Source organism: Caldinitratiruptor microaerophilus (genome assembly GCF_025999835.1).
GTDB classification, from domain to species: Bacteria; Bacillota; Sulfobacillia; order Symbiobacteriales; family ZC4RG38; genus Caldinitratiruptor; species Caldinitratiruptor microaerophilus.
This window is the reverse complement of sequence record NZ_AP025628.1, coordinates 897,782-913,867: the sequence shown is the minus strand read 5'-3', so window position 1 is coordinate 913,867 and position 16,086 is coordinate 897,782. Positions and strand designations below refer to the sequence as shown.

Genomic DNA, 16,086 nt, shown 5'->3' with positions numbered 1-16,086 from the left:
TGAATGGGCTATACTGGTCGCGGAGGTGTGAGGTGTGGCGTAACGCTTTCCCCGCATCACCTTCCATCCGGACCAGATGGGCGGCGCGCCCTGCATCCGAGTGCGGCTGAAGCAGCCAACGAGCGACAGCTCCCCCTTGTTGAGAGCAAGTCATGAAGCTTGTCGGTCGGTTAAGGCGCCGTCGCCCACGACAGCCGCGTGTCCAGCGCCGGCCGGAAAGCCGGCCTGGACCGGAAACTCGTCAGACTTGTCGCATACACCGGCGAGCAGGGCCTGGTTGTGACAAGGACCATCTCCGAGATCCGGCCTGAATGGCTGCAGGCCCGGGCTCATGCCCTGGCGTCCGACCCCAAGGTGAATTTGCGCCGCCGCCAGCTGCAGCACAGCACGCATCTGGCGAAAACCAAGTCGGTGATCGTGGCGGAAGACCTGGACGCGGGCGGGCTCCTGCAAGGGCGCGCGGCTGCGGCGGCTGGTGCGCCAGCTCCCGGATTGGACCGCAACGCGAGAGGAACTTCCGGCTACCGGGGCCGCCCGCACCGGCAGTGCGTGGTCGCCCTGCAGGGACTTAGCCCTGCCCGTAGGGATAAGATTGAAGTAGCCATGTTCCGCCCGGCGGGGGCTGGACCTCCAACACAAGTGAAAGCGGTGGTGATGCCGGTGGCGATTCGGCTCGACCTGCTGCGCCCCGTGACCGACGAGGAGCTCATGCGGCTGTCCGAGCGCAACCCAGGCTATCAGTTCGAACGGACGGCGGAGGGGAGGCTTGTCGTGACCCCGACCGGCGGTGAAAGCGGGCGCTTGAGCATGGAAGTGGCAGGCCAGCTGCATGCCTGGAACAAGCGCACCGGCCTCGGCGTCGTCTTCGACTCGTCCACGGGCTTTCGCCTCCCCGACGGGTCCCTCCTCTCCCCCGACGCCGCCTGGCTCCCGCGCGGGCGCTGGGAAGCGCTGACGCGGGAAGAGCGGAAGGGCTTCGTTCCCCTGTGCCCCGAAGCCGTCTTCGAAGTGCGCTCCCCCTCCCAGACGGCCGACGAGCTGCGGGAGAAGATGCGCGCCTACCTGTCCAACGGGGCCCGCATCGCCGTGCTCGTCGATCCCTACGAGCGGGCCGTCGAGGTCTACCGCCCTGAGCGGGAACCCGAACGCCACGCGAACCCGCCCCGCGTCGCTCTCGACCCCGAGCTACCGGGGTTCGCGCTCGACCTGGAGCCCGTCTTCGGTTGACGCCGACGGGCGGGACCCGGCGGATACGACCTCTTGGCGAGCGGCTTCCACCACGCTACCCTGCCGTATCGCCGCCCCGCGCGCCCGGCGCGAGCACCGTCTCCCGTCACGCCGGAAGCGGGAAGACGATCCTTACAACCGGATCGGCGAGTTTGTAGGTCGCCGCCCACTGCAGAAGTGGCTGTACCAGGTCCTCGACCTCCTGGGCGACCTCCCATTCGCGGACTGCGTTCTTGCACCGCGGGCAGACCGCCACGGCCGGGATTCCACGAAGTCAGGCCCTACCCGATTTGAACAGTCCGCAGGCACAGAAGAGGCGCACAACCCGCGCCCGAAGCCGTCAAGCCATTCCCGCACGGCCCCACGGCCCGACGGCACGACCCTCCGGGTGGCTTCCGGGGAGGTTCCGATCTACTCCAGTGACGACAGCGAATCCTCGAAGGCACGGAGCACATCGTGCTCTGGCACGAGTTCGGCAAACTCCTTCAGCCATAGCCGAATGTATTCGAGATCCACCCGCCCTTGCTGGCGTCTCAGGATACTGCGGACATCCTCGAGATCCCGCGCGCGTCCTGCCACGCATTTGTGAATGATGAGATCCTCGCATCCGACAAGCCGAATCGACTTGCCGCCCGGCCAGGTCACGGTAACGGCCCGCCGCATGACCTCTTCCTCGTAGCCAGGTACACCGAGCGAAAGGTCAATGGGGACTCCTTCACTGCTTTGCAGCAGCAAGACACGGGAGCGACGGGCAAAATCAACGGCATCGGCGATCCGTGGCCTGAACCGGCGAGTCACTTCCTCCAGGAATGCGTCGACCGACTCCGCGCTGACCATGACCGTCACATCCACGTCCCGGGTTGCCCTGGGTTCTCCCCAGTGCTGAACCGCCAGCCCGCCGATGATCACGTATGGGACTCCACGCGCCTCCAGGTAGGACGCGATCTCCAGCGCAGCCCGGACAGGTGACGGTGGGGTTCCGCTATTCACCGCTTCCCACCCTGTTCCGCCGCTCGATGGCCCGGCGCATCGCGAGCAGTACCGGGGAAACCGTTTCGGCGGCGCACCTTGGACGCGGCAACGACGCAAGCTCCAGGTAAATACGCAAGGCCTCGTCCCGACCGAGGGTCACGAGCCAGTCGCGTCGTTCCCGCTCGATCACCACTTGAGCCTCTCGGTGCCCAGCCAGCCACTGCCGGACGGCATCTGCGGGTAACCGTCTGTGGGTCTGCATGGGTCCACCCCCCCGTATGGAAGCGCCCCCACCCGGGCCCACAGGCGACAGAGCCCGCAGAGGGGCTCACGCCAGAAGAACCCGAGGACCTCGCTTCCCGTGCACGGGCCACACCCGGTATCAGTTTGGCACCAGTCCGGTACACGCCTGGTCCCGGATATCGAAGACCACGCTGCCCAGGGGTCTCCAGCGGCAGGATGAGGGCGGTAGTGGCCGGGCGCCCACCCGGCTGTGGGCTCCCCCGGGTCCTGCCGGCGAAACGGCGATGGGCCCGGAGGCAGCCTCGGGCGGGCGGCCTGCGCCGGCAGGCGCGCTACTCCTCCCCGAAGAGATCCCGGAGCCGGCAGGTGAACCCCGGCAGAACGGGCTCCTCCACCACCGCCTCGCCGTCCGCCCAGGTTCGCGGCGGCTCCCCCGGCGCGTGGCGCGTCAGCGTCCGGGCCTCCGGGTCCACGACCCAGACGGCCCGCACGCCGGCCTCGAGGTACTGCCGGACCTTCCGGCTCAGGTCCGGCTCGGAGGGGTCACGGACCTCCACGGCAAGGTCCGGCGGAATGCGGGTGAAGTCGCTTGCGTTTCCCACACGGGCCGTCCGTTCGGTCGAGTAAAAGGCCACGTCGGGAGCACGCAGCACGTCCGGCGCACGGCGGACGAAAAAGCCCGACTCGCCAGAGAGCACCTCGCCCAGCCGCTGCGGGTAGACGAACTGGCTGATGACAAACGCCACCCGGTTTGTGACCTTCCCGTGCCGCCACCCCGCCGGCGCCATGATGACCAGCTCCCCCTCGTCGATCTCGTAGCGCCACCCCTCGGGGAGCCGGTTCAGTTCCTCGGCGGTCCAGGGCTTCCTCGTGGCGGTGCTCACCGGCGCGCCCCCCTTGCTCTCTCTGGCTCAAGTCTACCATGGCGTCGCCGAATGGTGCACCCGGCCACGGCCCCTCTCGACGAAGCCCTCGCCCCCGGTCGAGAAACACGCCGCACGGGCCGCTGGGCACCGGGCGGCTGCGGCCCGGCGAACCGCTGCGGGCCGCCGCCTCGCCTCCCCCACACCCGCCCGACCCCGGCCGGCAGGCGACGGCGTAGACCGGGGCGCGCAGGCCGGCGGGCGTCAACAAACGAGGCCCAGGGCAAACGGAAGCGCCAGGCCCGTCAAGGGGGCGATTCGCCGATCGGCGCGGGCGCACACGTCGGGCGCTGCCTCCGCCTACCCGTCCCGGTCCAATTCCGAGTTCGCCGACACGAATCGCACCTGACCGGCGTACTGGCGGAGGAGCGACAGTACCCGAGTCCCGAGGATCGCCCGGATGAGGATGTTCGCGTCCAGGACGATGATCTTATCGCCGGGCTCTGCGAGTTCGGAACTCACGCAGGATTTCCTCCTCGCTGATGCCCCGTTCGGCCAGAAGGCCTTCGAGCCTCGCCACAGCCCGCTTCAGGGCTTCCAGTTCGGCTTCGTCCGGCTCCGGCTCAGCCGGAATGTAGTACCCCACTGTTCGGCCGTGCCGGGTGATGGCGACAGGCGACCGGGACTCCAAGTACTTTGCCAGCTCTTCACGGAATTCCCGAACACCGACACGGATGAGCGTTTCGGTCACGTCCGCGCGACCCCCTTGTGTACTCTCGCGTACACATTGTATGCGATTGCGATTCTGCAGTCGAGTACCAGAACGCCTTCCACGCCGTCCTCCTACGGCCGAGGTGTCTGTGCCGTGCGTATGTCACCGGCGATCCGAGCCGTGTTCACTCCACTGCCCCAGCTGCGGTGCAGATCCCCCACACGCCACGTCACCGGCAGTACCCGCAGAGGCCGGCCGGGAAACCTCCATCGAGGGCTCCGTGCACGCACGCCTCCGCCGGCCGCCGAGCCCACGGGGCACGGCGCTCGCCCAGGCCGCCGAGGCGCGTGCGGGGACGCCGATCCCCGCCGCGGGGCTACAACGAGGTGCTGGACCTAGAGCTGGATGGGTTCAGTCATTTGCCGTAGCTCGTCTGGACAGATGTTCCAACGCCAGCGCACAGAAGCGCGGTGTGACTTTGCTCAGTGCCCGAAGGATTCCTTCCGGGGTGTCCATCGGAGGCTTCCGTTCTTCGGAAAGGCTTCTCAGTACGTCCATTATCCGATCCGGTATCAACCCGAACTGGTGCACCAAAAATGTATCCGGATCCTGGACGTCAACCCCATACAGCACGCACGACGCATGCGGGAAATCTCTTGTGTTGAATGTCACAAGAACATCGGCACGGCCCGCGACTGCTGCCGCGAGGACGTGCCGGTCTCCAGGATCATTTGTCATAGCATCAATCAAATTCTGGTAGGCTTCCCGTTCCACCATCCCTTCCGGAAAAGCCTCTTGCATCAGCGTCACTGTGTAACGTGCCCCATGCGCAGCCACACTTTCACTCGGGGCGTTGGCCCGCCTGGCAAGGTTCCGTTCAAGCTCTTCCAGAACGTCGGGACTCCACCGGATCTGACACACGCCGCTCTCGGCGATGCTGAGCAGCACATCCCTGAGCGTAGCGGGATAGAGCACGCAGGCATCAAGGAAAGCCACGAACGCCATAGGCGCTACTCCGTGGAATCCTGGTCGTACAGCCCAAGCGCCTCGGAAACCCGCTGTAGCTCCTTGAGAGTCTCCCGGCGCATGCTGTCACGGCGCTTCTTGTATTCCAGGAGGTCCCTCATCCGAATTCGCCGGTGGGTGCCAACCATGTGGAAAGGGATCTTTCCCTCCTCCAAGAGACGGATCAGAAACGGGCGCGAGACGTTGAGGATCTCCGCAGCCTGTTGGGTTGTGAGTTCATGATCGTAGTGAAGGATCGCTACGGAGTGCCCCAGAGCCATTTCCCTGGCGACGGCGGCAAGGACCAGGAAGACGGACCGAGGCAGCTCCAGTTTCCGGCCTGTGGAGTCCGACAAGAAATATCGGACTTCCCGGGCGGCATCTCCAGAGAGAGCGTCGCTCAGGAGCCGGATCTGGGAGACCTCTTCCGGGCTCGCCGCTACCGGGCCGCTCACCACGTCTGTGGCGGCCATGTTGTAGTCCCTCCTATCGGATTCTGTAGACACAGAATGCGGTGCTGCTGCTCTCAGGGTATCCTATAACCGCAATAAACGCAACCAGAACCCCCGAACCCGAATTCTGGATAACCCTTTTGGCGACGGTGGCCCGGCGCCTGGCGGGGAGAACGGGGGTTCCACGCCCGGGGGCCGGCTGCCCGTGATCGCCAGGGACAGGGCCCACCCCCTCAACGGCGCGCCGGTCCGGGAGGTCCGCTCCCTCCTCCACCTTCCCACGGACACCGATTCGCCGCTGGGGCTCCTCCTCGCCGGCCGGGGCGAGCCCCGGGAGCCGCGCCGGCGTCGCGCGTCCGGAGCCATCGCCGGGCGTGTCCGGCAGGTGGGTGCCGACACAGTTCCCCGGGTTGGCGTCGCACCGGCCCCCCTCACTGCCGCCGCGGCAGGTCCCAGGTGCGGTGGCCGGGCATTCCCTTGTGGATCTGTGCCCGAGGGGTGAGCGGCAGCCACGTCCGCGCCCATCGTCCCCGTGATCCTCGCCGGCGGTCGGGGAGAGCGCTTCTGGCCGCTCTCACGCCAGAACCGGCCCAAGCAGTTCCTCGCCCTCGACGGCACCGGGCGGAGCCTCCTCCGGGCGACCGCCGAGCGCCTGCTCCCCCCTGGCCGGCGACTGGGCGAACCTGCTGGTGGTGACGGCCGCCCCTGTGGTCTCCGGCGTCCGGGAGCATCTGCCCGAGCTCCCGGAGGACAACCTCCCGGTCGAGCCGGAGGGGCGCGACACGGCCCCCGCGGTCGCCCTGGCGGCGCTCACGGCCCAGGCCCTGTTTTCGCCCACGCTTGTTGTCGCCGCCCGAAACCCGGACCCGGCCGCGTCGATCGCCCGGTCGAGTTCCCCGAAGCTCAGCCGGGACGCGCCCGCCACGAGGGCGGTCCGCCCGGGCGCCCGTGCGGCTGCCGCCTGCACGCCGCCGCTCACGATCACCGCGTGTCCCCCCTCACACCCGCTCCACCAGGGCCGCCATCCCCAGCCCCCCGGCACTACCCAGGGCGACGGCACCCAGCCGCCCGCCCGTCCGGTGCAGACCGTAGAGGAGCCGCACCAGGAGGATGGCGCCGGTGGCCGCGTACGGGTGTCCCAGGGCCAGCGCCCCGCCCCAGACGTTCACCCGGTCGGGAGGCAGGTCCAGGTCGGCGATGCACGCCAGCACCAGGGCGGCTGTTTTCGCCCACGCTATTTGTCGCCGCGTTGACCGGAGTGGTTGGCGCTGGAAGGGGACGAGGAGATGGGTGTGGAAGAGCCTGGGGAGGTCGAGCCTCCCCCTTTTCGCGCGGGGGGTGGAAATAAAGACACCTGCCCCGGGTCGAGTTTCGCAGCCAAGCCCCGGGGCAGGCTTCAGAGGAGTTACCTCTGCGTGTCCATCATACTGCCCCTTGCGGTCTCAGTCAAAGCGTACTTACGCCGGTACGGCCGTGACGGACCCGCACTGGCGCTTCGTTGTGCAGGCTGCGGCCGGCAGATGCGGGAGCATGGCGCCCACCATCGGTCAGTGGTTACCCGCCGGCGCATCTACCGCATCCCCATCTACCGCTGGTTCTGTCCCCGGTGCAAGCACACGTGCTCAGTCCTGCCGGACTTTCTGTGTCCGTACGCCCGCTTTGTCACGCTGCTGCGGGAAGTGGTCGTGCGCCGGCGCCTTCAGCAAGGGAGGTCGTGGAGGGATCTCGCCTGGGAAATCAGTTCACCGGCGGTCAGTGTGGTGTCGGAGCGAACGTTGCGCCGGTGGGTGCGTACGGTTCGCGGTATCGCGGGGACTTGGGGACAGTTCCTGACCGCCTGGCTGCTGGAACAGCGACCCGCCGTCGACGTCTTCACGCTGGTCCCCCGCCACGAGGGTCCCGACGCCGCCCTCCACTTTTTGCTCGCGCTGGGTGACTGGCTCCGGCGGCAGATGCCTGTGGACCCTGTCCGCCACCGTGGGCTGTTTGCGTTCCTGAACAGTTTTTGCGAGGCGCCGGCACCCCTGTGAGGTACGGCTATACCCCCCACCACAAACTTTGTCCCTCCCGGCTGGCTCGGCGTGCCGGCCATAATGGCGGCAACGACGCCAGCAGGGGAGGGATTCCATGGACGAGCAGCAGCGGGAAGAGATCGCCACCTTCCGCTGGAGCCTCATCGCCCCCGTACTGACCCAGAACCTGAGCCCGTCCGAGCGCCAGCGCCTGTTGCGGGAGATCGCCGGGCACCCGCACGAGATCCCTTCCAGTGACAAGACCCGAGTCGGGCTCAGGACGCTGCAGCGCTGGGTCCAGGCCTACCGGCAGCACGGGTTCGAGGGGCTCAAACCGCACACCCGGGCGGATGCGGACCAGGGACGGGCCGTTCCCCCGGAGGTCCTGGAAGCGGCGATCGCCTTGCGGCGGGCGGTGCCCGACCGCAGTGTGCAACAGATCATCGCCTTGCTCGAGCTGGACGGAAAGGTCGCACCCGGGCGTCTCAAACGCACCACCCTGGGCCGCTACCTGGCCCGGGCAGGCTGCACCCGCCAGGAGTTGCGCAGCAAAGCCGCCCGGAGTTTGCTCCGCCGGTTTGAGGCCCAACACCGCAACGACCTGTGGCAAGGAGACGTCCTGCACGCCCTGTCGCTGCCGGTGCCGGGACAACCCGGGAAGCGGCGCCAAGTCTACCTCATGGCTTTCCTCGACGACCATAGCCGAGTCGTTTACGGCCAGATGTATTTCGAGGAGAAGCTCCCCCGCCTGGAGGACTGCCTCAAACGCACCATCCTCCGCTACGGCCTGCCCCGCCAGATCTACGTGGACAACGGGGCGATCTACTCCACCCGCCACCTGGCCCGGATCTGCGCCAAGCTCGGGATCCGCCTCAGCCACTCCCGCCCCTACCGACCCCAGGGGCGGGGAAAGGTTGAAAAGTTTTTCCAGTACGTCCGCCCGAAGCGCACGCGCTGGTCGAAGCCGGCCAGCTCCGCACCCTGGACGAACTCAACGAGTTCTTCTGGGCCTGGCTCGAGGTGGCCTACCTCAGTCGCCCCCACGGCAGCACCCACCAGACCCCCCGCCAGCGGTTCGAGGCGGACACCGAGCCCTTGCGCCGCATCGACCCTACGGCCCTGCGGGAGGTGTTCCTCTGGGAGGAGCAGCGGGTCGTCGACAAGACCGGATGCTTCTCCCTGCATGGGAACCGCTACGAGGTCGACGCCGCCCTCAGCGGCCACCGGGTGCTCCTGCGCTACGACCCCTACGACCTCAGCCAGATCCAGGTCTGGCACGAGGGAAAGCGTTTCCCGGACGCTGCCCCCCTCCAGCTCCGCCGCACTCACCACCACGCCGTCCCTGCCCCGGCCCAACCCCCGTCCAGCGACGGGATGAACTTCCTCACCCTGGCCCGCAAGCACCACGAGGCCGAGAAGCAGCGCCGCCTGGGTCAGACCTCTTACGCTCGCCTGGTCGGCCACAAGGACGGTGAGCCGTCACGCTGACCGAGTACTTCGGCCTCAAAGCGGTGCCCTTCGCCAGGGAGATTCCCACCGACCGGCTGTTCCCCGCTCCCCAGCACCAGGAACTGCTTGCTCGCCTCCAGTACGCCATCCGCCACCGCGCGTTCGCGGTCGTCACGGGTGAGGTCGGCGCCGGGAAGTCCACCGCCATCCGGGCCCTGTACGATCAGCTCGACCGGACCCGCCACCTGTTCGTGTACATCGCCGACTCCCGTCTCACCCCCAGCGCGTTCTACCGAGACGTGCTCACCCAGCTTGGGGTGGCCCCGCCTTCTCTGTTCCACGGGCGGGAGGTGAAACGGCTTTTCGAGCGCACCATCCTGGACGGTTACACCACCAACGGCCGTCAGCCAGTGATCGTCATCGACGAGGCCCACCTCCTCAGCGGCGCCATGCTCCAGGAGGTCCGCTTCCTCCTGAACTTCCACATGGACTCCATCTCGCCGCTGACGTTCATCCTCGCCGGCCAGAGCGAACTCCGGGGGCTGCTCCGGCTTCGCACCTTCGAGGCCATCGCCCAGCGGGTTCAGGTGCGCTTCCACCTCACCGGCCTCGGGGAGGCCGAGACTCTGGCCTACATCCAGCACCATCTCCACCTGGCCGGCGCCGACCGGCCCCTCTTCTCCGAGCAGGCCCTGCGCAAGATCGTCACGGAGTCCCGGGGCATCCCGCGGGTCATCAACACGATCTGCACGAGCTGCCTCCTGGACGCTTGCGCCCATGACCAGCGCCTAGTGGAGGAGGCCCACGTCGAGCGGGTGCTGCTGGAGCTGCAGGATACCCAGGCCCCCAGAGGAGGTAGCCCGTGGTGACAGACTTTCGCCTGCAACACGCCGGGGTTTCACTCCGGCTTTACGGGTACGAGATCACCGACCTGCTCGACCTGCTGGAGGCCGCCATCCGGCAGGCCACGACCGGAGATGGGGTCCGGCGCGGCCAGGCGGTCACGGCGTTCATCCTGGGCTACCGTCTGCTCCACCGGTTACGGGACCTGAAGAGCCGGCCCACGTGCCGGCTCGACCTTCCCGTCTTCCGGTATATCGAGGACTACGAGCATTGGTGGTGGCGCCTCTACCGGGAGTTCGTTCACAGCCCCGGGGTCAACCACCCGTACGGCCCTGGTGGATTCTAGTGGCTGCCGGCCCTGCATTTCGGACTCTGGGGCGCATCCTTACCACGGGCTGCGCCCCTTCAGCGCCAGCGGACCGGTCACATCTCATGAACGGCCATGACATCGTCGCTGGTCACCGGAGCGACAAATAGCGCGGGCAGCAACACCCAAGCCCTGGACGACCGCCTGGTCCTTCACCTCCAGCATGTTCGGAACGAAGTCCACCGGGGCGCCGTTCAGGCGGCACGGGCAGCGGAGCTCGCGCTCATGATCCTGGGCGCCCTGGACCTGCCGGAAGAGGACATCCGACACCTCAACGGCGAGGCAATCAAGCTCGCCAACCGCCTCATCCCCCGGCAACGGGATACCCCGCAGCCACAGACCCACGAAACAAAGGGAGCCGGCAACGGACGGCGCCCCCTGTGGGCAAACTAATCCCCATCGAGTTGATGACCCATGGCCATCCCCGTCGCCAAGTTGAGCTTCCGCGAGCCCGGACCCACCATCGGCGCCCGCAACGCCGCACACGTCTACTACATCGCCACCCACGGGGCGGACGGCGGCCGCGTGGGCCGGGCGCTCTTCGGCCCCGATCCCCAAAGGCCCCCCGACCGGGTCGAGGTGCAGAGGGCTGTCCGTGACCATACCGGTCCCGTCTGGCGCCTCGTCCTGAGCCTGCGGGAGGACGATGCCCTCCGCTGGGGTTACCAGGCCCGGGCCGACTGGGAGCGCCTGGCCCGTCTGGCCGTGCCGCAGATCGCGGCCCGCATGGGACTCGACCCTGGGGCTGTACGGTGGGCGGCCGCCCTGCACCGGGCCCCTGGCCACCCGCACCTCCACGTCGTCCTCTGGGAGGACCCGCCTACCCGGCGGCAAGGCAAGCTCCGGCCGGCCGAGCTCAGGGAGGTCCGGCAGGCATGGGCGCGCCAGGTGCTGGCCCCCGTTCGCGCGCCCCTGGCGGCCCGCAAGACCATCCTTCGTGATTCCCTGCGCGTTGCCGCGAACGACGTGCTCCAACACAGCATTTCCCTCGCCCTTCAGGCCGGTGCCCGGCGCAGGGCGCTCCGGGCTCGGGCAGGTCAGGCTTTGCAAGCCCCCGGCCGGCTCTCGGGTCCGAAGCCGTCTCCTCTGGAGCAAGAACTCGCCTCCCGGCTCCTGACCCTCGCTGGCCGCATGCCTGGCCGCGGTCGGGCCGTCCTCGCCTTCATGCCCCAGGACGTGAAAGACGAAGCTCTCCGGGTTGCCGAGCGCCTCCTCCAACACCCGTCCCTGGCGGCCGCCGTGAATCTGTACCGCCAGACCGTCCGGCAGATGGCGGGGCTGTACACGTCCAGGAACCGCGCTCTGGACGTCGCCGAGCAAAAAGCGATGCGAGACCTCCGGGGCCGAATCGCCCAGCTCATCGTCCGGGCCGCCGCACAGCTGAACCGGGACATCCGGGGAGGGCCGATCGTCCCGTCTACTGCCCCCACGGTTCCGCCGGTCGCGCTCGGAGCTGTGCGGGGCCTCCTTCTGGCTGCCAGCGCGGCCCTGAGCGAAGCCCAACGCCGCGCCGAGGAGCGGGCTCCTACCGAGGAGGAGCGCGCCCGCCGGCGCGACGGGCGTGGGAGGGATTGACGTGCGCCCCTGCCGATCCCTATCTGACCTCGCTGGATACCTCGAGCACGAGCTCGGGCCAGCCTGTGACCGGCTGGAAGCGGAGCGAGAAGCGCTCCTGGCTCTGCCGGTGCCTGCCGCGTGGCTGGGCGAGCCGGCGGGCGCTTCACCCGCGGTGACCCCCGCCGGGCGCCAACTCACCCTCGACGACCTGGCCGCTGGCCACCCGGCGGCCCACGGAAGGACGGAGAAGCCATGATCGCAGTCGGCCTCGACCTGGGTAATGGCCTGCTCAAGCTGGCCGGTCCCCGCCCCGGGGACCGGCTCCTCGTTCCGCACGCCCTCGCCCCTGCGGAGGGCGTCCACCGGGACCTGTACATGCTGTCCCCCGGCGAAGACCCCGTGCAGCACCTGCACGCCGAGATCCGAGCGCCCTTTCTCGACGGCCCCCGGCAGATCTTCGCCGGCGAACTCGCCCTCCGTGAGTACCCCGACCGCGTGCTCGAGGTCGAAGCCGGCGAGCGCAAGGCCGGGAGCGACCGCCTGCTGCTCCTCGCCCTCACGGCTCTCGCCGCGGCCGTTCACCGCACCGACCGTCTTACCACCGTGGCCCGCTTGAGCCTGGCCGTCGCCCTGCCCATGGCCGAGGCCGCCGACCCAGCGGCCCGGCAGACCCTGGCCGCTCGCCTCCGCGGCCGCCACACCGTGCGCTGGCTCTCGACCCCTCCGTGGGATGGCCGCTCCCTCGACCTGGTGGTCGACATGGTGGACGTGATCCCCGAAGGCGCTGCCGCTTTCCTGGCGATGGCGGCCTTGGACCCCGGGCTCCTCGACGAAACCGTTGCCGTCGTCGACGTGGGCGTGCGCTCTGTCGACTGGGCGATCTTCACCCAGGGCCGGTTCCAGCCCGGCCCTTCCGGCGGCACGACGGACGGCGGCCTGGCCACCGCCGCGGACCGCATCCTTGCGGCGGCTCGCCAGCGGCACGGCCCTCACGTCGCCCGCCACCGCGGCGACGTGCTGAACGCCCTGCACGAGGCGGCGCGGACCGGGGGGCCGGTCGTGCTCTGGGGGCTGGGGCGGCCCTACGACCTCACCGACGTCGCCCGGCACGAGCTGACGCGCCTCGCCCGGGACGTGACCCGACTCGTCACGGAGGCGGTTTCGCGGGCCGGCAACGTCACGCGCCTCCTCCTGATCGGCGGCGGAGGCCTCCTGCTGGCACCCTACCTGCAAGACTCGAGCCGGCTGCCCGTAACCCTGGCTGACGACCCCCTGTGGGCCAACGCGGCAGGCCTGTGGCACCGGGCTTGGGGCCGCGCCGAGGCCGTGGTGGCGTGATGGGCACGCGCAACGCCGTTCGGCGCAAGCGTCGGCCGATCCAGCCGGGGGATCGTCTCCTCTACGAGGTACCCCCGGGCCCTCCCGCGGAGGTGCTGGCCCTTTACGGGAGCGACGCGCACGGCGCTATCACGGCCGCCTTGACGCTCCTCGCCCTGGCGCTCCGGGGCGCGCTCGCAGCCCCGGGCACCCGCCCGCCTCCGGCCGCCGCGCCCGCGTCGTCACCCAAGCTGGCGCAAGTCCTCGCCCAAGACTTCTTTGGCGATTCCTGACCACCGCTTCCACAGCCGTGCAAACAGCGCCTGTAGGTTTTTTCGTACCCTTTCCGTACCGTTTCTGTACCTCTCGCCTTCGTCTGCCGGTTCCTCCCCTCTCCGTGCGGTACATTTCCGGTACGTTTTGGGTACGCTCCTTTCGCCCCGCACCGTCCCGCCCGCCCCCCATGCGGACTTGGAGGTGCTGTCCTTTGCGCGTCCGCCTCGCCCTCCTCGCGCTCCTGCTCGTGGCGGACCTCCGCCTGCTCCCCGCCCTCGCCCGCCTCCCGCCCTACCTCCCCGTGCCCGGACGCCGGCCCGCACGGATCGCCGACTGGCGCGACGGATGGCTGCGCCACCCCCTGCGGGCGGCCGCAAGTCTCCTGGCCCCCCGTACGGACGCCGACCGCTCGGCCCGTACCGGCTGGCTCATCCTCCAGGGCTTCGTCGGCGTCGGAGCGCTCTGGCTCCTCCTCCCGGACCCGTTCGGGCGGCGGTCCGTTCGCGGCCCGGCGGGGGTGGCCCCGCCACCCGACCCCTCGGGCGCCCACGGGACGGCCCGCTGGCGCCGCCCGGAGGAGATCCGGCGCACCCTCGCCCGGGTGCCCGTGCGACCTCTCCTGGAGGGCACCGCCTCGCGACCGCCGCCTGCCGGCGTCGTGCTGGGCGCCGCCGGCCGGGGCCGGCGCATGGCCGCCTGGGTCAGCGTCCCCTCGCCCACCGTCAACCCGCACGTCCTCGTCATCGGCTCGCCCGGGAGCGGCAAGACCCGCCGCCTCGTCCTCCCGACCCTGTGGCTGCTGGGGCAGGCGGGCGTCTCCATCGTCGTCACCGACCCCAAGGGCGAGCTCTACGCTGCCACTGCCGACCACTTCCGCCGCCAGGGCTACCAGGTACGCACCCTCAACCTCATCGACCCCGCCCGTTCCGACCCCTACAACCCGCTGGCGGCCGTGGCCGCGGCGGCCGCGGCCGGGGACCTCGATTACGCCTCCCAGCTCGCCTGGGACCTGGCGCACACCCTCGTCACCGGGGACGCCTCCGGAGCCGACCCCTACGGCAAGGACCCCTTCTGGGCCCAGTCCGCCGAGGCCCTCATCGCCGCCCTGGCCCTGTACGTCGCCACCCAGGCGTCGGCCGAAGCCCGGCACATGGCCAGCGTGTGTCATCTGCTGAGCACGTCGGGCGCGGACACCGGCGCGGAGTTGGACTTCCTCATGGACGCCCTCCCGGAAGATCACCCGGCCCGGCAGGCTTACGGCACGGTCCGCCTCAGCCAGGACAAGACCCGGGCGGGCGTCCTCACCACGGCGGCCAGCAAGCTCCGCCTCTTCGCCGATCCCGCCGTCGCCCGCATGACGGCCCGTCAGGGCGGCGACCTTGCCGACCCCGGCCGCCGGCCCACCGTCGTCTACCTCCTCATCCCCGACGACCGCAGCACCCGCAACCCCATCGCCGCCCTGTACATCGCCCCGATGTACAGTGCCCTCGTCCGCCTGGCCCACGCGACCGGCGGAAGCCTGCCGGTGCCCCTGTACTGGGTGCTCGACGAGTTCGCCAACCTGGGCAAGATCCGGGACTGGGACAAGATGGTCGCCGTCATGCGGGGGCGCCGCATGGCCGCGGTGATGATCCTCCAAGCGCTGCCCCAGCTCGCCGCCAGGTACGGCAAGGAGACGGCCGCCGTGATTGCCGCCAACTGCGACACCTGGATCTTCCTCCGCACGGCCGACCGGGAGACCGCCAAGGAGATCGCCGAGAAGCTCGGGCAGTACACGATCCGCACCCGCACCGGCTCCACCACCGCCCGCCGGAACGACCTGAGCACGGGCAGCAGCGAGCACCTCTCCGGCCGCAGCCTCCTCACCCCCGACGAGGTCCTGCGCTGGCCCGCCGGACAGGCCCTCGTCCTCCAGTCCGGCCAGCACCCGGTCCGCCTGCCGCTGCCCGACCTGGCCGCCTGGCCCTTCGCCATGGACTTCGAGGCGCCCGGATCCCCTCCGCCCGTGCGGCAAGACGACGGGCCGCCCCCGCTCTGGTCTCCCGTGCCCTTCGCCGGCGCGGCCTCCACCCTGGCACAGCTCCTGGCCGGCGAATCCTTCGCGCCATCCGACGTGGCCGCATCACCCCCCGACGACGGCGCCGCGTCCTCTGTGCCGGCTGACCCCCGCACTGGCCACGACGCGAGCGCGGGCGCCCCCGGCGGGCAGGGCTCTGCCCCGGGCTCGGCTCCTCCCCCCGGGACGGGCGGCCGCGCCCGCACCCCGGTTTGGGCGGCCGTCGCGAGCGTTGCCGACACCGGGGGCACGCGCGGCATGGATGGCGATCACTCAGCGGGGGAAAGCCCCGAGGCCACGGGCCCGGACGTGGCGGAAACCCCTCCCGGGCCTGGGGGACGCGTGCCTCTCTGGGCGCGCGGAGCGCGGCGGGGTCACACGGGGGAGCGCCCTCCCGCCGAAGCCGGCGCGCACGAGGCTCCCACGGGGACACAGCCGGGCCCGCCGGACCTGCCGCCTTGCCCCCTGTGCGGCAGCCCTCTGGAGCTGGGCCGGTTCGCCGTTCGCTGCACCGGCCCCGGTTGCCGCCTGAACGTCCGGCGCGCGGTGGCCGGCCGTGCCCTGGCCCACGAGGAACTCGCCGCCCTCCTCCGGGACGGTCAGACACCGGTCCTGGACGGCTTCCGCAGCCGGACCGGCAACCGGTTCAGCGCTGCCCTCGTGCTCCGGCGCGACGGCAGCGGCGTCGACTTCGCGTACCCGCCACGCCACGCAAGCCAGTAAGTAGGAGGTCCT

At 69.8% G+C, this 16,086-nt stretch carries 18 protein-coding genes and 2 pseudogenes; 11 read left to right on the top strand and 9 right to left on the bottom strand.

Annotation, left to right across the window (positions count from 1 at the left end; translation table 11 throughout):
- The first annotated feature begins 660 nt into the window (after positions 1 to 660).
- Entirely contained in the window at positions 661 to 1,227 is a 567-nt protein-coding gene (locus tag caldi_RS04380) for a Uma2 family endonuclease (RefSeq protein ID WP_264843891.1), read from the top strand.
- Positions 1,228 to 1,638: 411 nt separating this feature from the next.
- On the opposite strand, the gene caldi_RS04375 is transcribed toward caldi_RS04380, so the two are convergent.
- From caldi_RS04375 to caldi_RS04345, 7 genes are all read right to left on the bottom strand, one after another.
- The gene (locus caldi_RS04375) at positions 1,639 to 2,217 is read right to left on the bottom strand and encodes a nucleotidyltransferase (RefSeq protein ID WP_264843890.1); all 579 of its coding nucleotides are present in this window, start codon (positions 2,215 to 2,217) and stop codon (positions 1,639 to 1,641) included.
- Positions 2,210 to 2,389 carry a hypothetical protein gene (locus caldi_RS04370; RefSeq protein ID WP_264843889.1) on the bottom strand — a complete coding sequence of 60 codons (180 nt, stop codon included), beginning with the start codon at positions 2,387 to 2,389 and terminating at the stop codon, positions 2,210 to 2,212. Before caldi_RS04370 ends, caldi_RS04375 begins: the two co-directional genes overlap by 8 nt.
- 385 nt (positions 2,390 to 2,774) lie before the next feature.
- Positions 2,775 to 3,326, bottom strand: coding sequence for a Uma2 family endonuclease (locus caldi_RS04365; RefSeq protein WP_264843888.1), 552 nt, complete (start codon positions 3,324 to 3,326; stop codon positions 2,775 to 2,777).
- A 339-nt stretch (positions 3,327 to 3,665) separates the two neighbouring features.
- Positions 3,666 to 3,827, bottom strand: a complete 162-nt coding sequence (locus tag caldi_RS04360) for a hypothetical protein (RefSeq protein WP_264843887.1) — start codon at positions 3,825 to 3,827, stop codon at positions 3,666 to 3,668.
- On the bottom strand, positions 3,796 to 4,056 hold the full coding sequence (locus caldi_RS04355) for a hypothetical protein (protein ID WP_264843886.1): 261 nt from the start codon (positions 4,054 to 4,056) through the stop codon (positions 3,796 to 3,798). Before caldi_RS04355 ends, caldi_RS04360 begins: the two co-directional genes overlap by 32 nt.
- 372 nt (positions 4,057 to 4,428) lie before the next feature.
- Positions 4,429 to 5,022, bottom strand: coding sequence for a PIN domain-containing protein (locus tag caldi_RS04350; protein WP_264843885.1), 594 nt, complete (start codon positions 5,020 to 5,022; stop codon positions 4,429 to 4,431).
- A gap of 5 nt (positions 5,023 to 5,027) precedes the next feature.
- The gene (locus tag caldi_RS04345) at positions 5,028 to 5,495 is read right to left on the bottom strand and encodes a helix-turn-helix domain-containing protein (protein ID WP_264843884.1); all 468 of its coding nucleotides are present in this window, start codon (positions 5,493 to 5,495) and stop codon (positions 5,028 to 5,030) included.
- A gap of 511 nt (positions 5,496 to 6,006) precedes the next feature.
- Here caldi_RS04345 and caldi_RS17725 point away from each other — a divergent pair.
- A pseudogene (locus caldi_RS17725) lies at positions 6,007 to 6,075 on the top strand (sugar phosphate nucleotidyltransferase); the annotation flags it as partial.
- On the opposite strand, the gene caldi_RS04340 reads toward caldi_RS17725, so the two are convergent.
- Positions 6,049 to 6,459, bottom strand: coding sequence for a hypothetical protein (locus caldi_RS04340; RefSeq protein ID WP_264843883.1), 411 nt, complete (start codon positions 6,457 to 6,459; stop codon positions 6,049 to 6,051). The pseudogene caldi_RS17725 and the gene caldi_RS04340 sit on opposite strands and share 27 nt — an antisense overlap.
- 13 nt (positions 6,460 to 6,472) lie before the next feature.
- Positions 6,473 to 6,685: a hypothetical protein gene (locus caldi_RS04335; protein ID WP_264843882.1), complete on the bottom strand. Its 213-nt coding sequence runs from the start codon at positions 6,683 to 6,685 to the stop codon at positions 6,473 to 6,475.
- Between the two features lie 204 nt (positions 6,686 to 6,889).
- Between caldi_RS04335 and caldi_RS04330 the strand changes: the two genes are divergently transcribed.
- The 9 genes and pseudogenes from caldi_RS04330 to caldi_RS04290 all read left to right on the top strand — a co-directional run bounded on the left by caldi_RS04330 (position 6,890) and on the right by caldi_RS04290 (position 16,074).
- Positions 6,890 to 7,504: a DUF6431 domain-containing protein gene (locus tag caldi_RS04330; protein ID WP_264842460.1), complete on the top strand. Its 615-nt coding sequence runs from the start codon at positions 6,890 to 6,892 to the stop codon at positions 7,502 to 7,504.
- Positions 7,505 to 7,601: 97 nt separating this feature from the next.
- Positions 7,602 to 8,324, top strand: a pseudogene (locus caldi_RS04325) (helix-turn-helix domain-containing protein); the annotation flags it as partial.
- A 182-nt stretch (positions 8,325 to 8,506) separates the two neighbouring features.
- The gene (locus caldi_RS04320; protein WP_264843881.1) at positions 8,507 to 8,974 is read left to right on the top strand and encodes a Mu transposase C-terminal domain-containing protein; all 468 of its coding nucleotides are present in this window, start codon (positions 8,507 to 8,509) and stop codon (positions 8,972 to 8,974) included.
- Positions 8,975 to 8,997: 23 nt separating this feature from the next.
- Positions 8,998 to 9,804: an ExeA family protein gene (locus caldi_RS04315; protein ID WP_264841555.1), complete on the top strand. Its 807-nt coding sequence runs from the start codon at positions 8,998 to 9,000 to the stop codon at positions 9,802 to 9,804.
- Positions 9,801 to 10,124: a hypothetical protein gene (locus tag caldi_RS04310; RefSeq protein ID WP_264841554.1), complete on the top strand. Its 324-nt coding sequence runs from the start codon at positions 9,801 to 9,803 to the stop codon at positions 10,122 to 10,124. Before caldi_RS04315 ends, caldi_RS04310 begins: the two co-directional genes overlap by 4 nt.
- Positions 10,125 to 10,559: 435 nt before the next feature.
- Positions 10,560 to 11,720: a MobP3 family relaxase gene (gene mobP3, locus caldi_RS04305; protein ID WP_264843880.1), complete on the top strand. Its 1,161-nt coding sequence runs from the start codon at positions 10,560 to 10,562 to the stop codon at positions 11,718 to 11,720.
- Between the two features lie 234 nt (positions 11,721 to 11,954).
- Entirely contained in the window at positions 11,955 to 13,040 is a 1,086-nt protein-coding gene (locus tag caldi_RS04300) for a ParM/StbA family protein (protein WP_264843879.1), read from the top strand.
- Positions 13,040 to 13,312 (top strand): hypothetical protein, encoded by a 273-nt coding sequence (locus caldi_RS04295; RefSeq protein ID WP_264843878.1) that lies wholly within the window; start codon positions 13,040 to 13,042, stop codon positions 13,310 to 13,312. The genes caldi_RS04300 and caldi_RS04295 overlap by 1 nt, the downstream gene beginning before the upstream one ends.
- Positions 13,313 to 13,506: 194 nt before the next feature.
- Complete coding sequence (locus caldi_RS04290) at positions 13,507 to 16,074, top strand: VirD4-like conjugal transfer protein, CD1115 family (RefSeq protein WP_264843877.1); 2,568 nt, start codon at positions 13,507 to 13,509, stop codon at positions 16,072 to 16,074.
- The last annotated feature ends 12 nt before the right edge of the window (positions 16,075 to 16,086 follow it).

Bases quoted from the DNA above. Each gene is read 5' to 3' on its own strand.
- caldi_RS04300 (WP_264843879.1), top strand. From the start codon at position 11,955: ATGATCGCAGTCGGCCTCGACCTGGGTAATGGCCTGCTCAAGCTGGCC.
- caldi_RS04295 (WP_264843878.1), top strand. From the start codon at position 13,040: ATGGGCACGCGCAACGCCGTTCGGCGCAAGCGTCGGCCGATCCAGCCG.
- caldi_RS04345 (WP_264843884.1), bottom strand. From the start codon at position 5,495: ATGGCCGCCACAGACGTGGTGAGCGGCCCGGTAGCGGCGAGCCCGGAA.
- caldi_RS04350 (WP_264843885.1), bottom strand. From the start codon at position 5,022: ATGGCGTTCGTGGCTTTCCTTGATGCCTGCGTGCTCTATCCCGCTACG.
- mobP3 (WP_264843880.1), top strand. From the start codon at position 10,560: ATGGCCATCCCCGTCGCCAAGTTGAGCTTCCGCGAGCCCGGACCCACC.